Raw genomic sequence first — 247 nt, 5'->3', positions numbered from 1 at the left:
GCGGCGAGATGGGCGGCCAGTCGGGCGGCGGTGGGGTGTTCCCAGACGACGGTCGTCGGCAGGGGGCGGCCGAGGCGCTGTTCGAGGTCGCCGAGGAGGGCGACCAGGTCCACGGACTTGAGTCCGTACGCGGCGAACGGCAGGCCGGGGTCGATGTGTTCGGGCCGGACTCCGGCCGCGCGGGCGAGGGCCCGCCGCAGCCACGTCTCGATGTCGTCGCGGCCCATCGCGGGCGGCGCGGGCGGCG

The 247-nt window shown here is 77.3% G+C and carries 1 protein-coding gene; it reads right to left on the bottom strand.

Features of this window, described 5'->3' with window-relative positions; all coding sequences use genetic code 11:
- Positions 1–247: acyl carrier protein (locus ACSNOC_RS27995; RefSeq protein WP_436750368.1), on the bottom strand; the 247-nt coding region annotated here is incomplete at both ends.

The organism is Streptomyces sp. URMC 129, from assembly GCF_051386415.1.
GTDB lineage: Bacteria > Actinomycetota > Actinomycetes > Streptomycetales > Streptomycetaceae > Streptomyces.
This window is presented reverse-complemented; position numbering and strand designations above follow the sequence as displayed.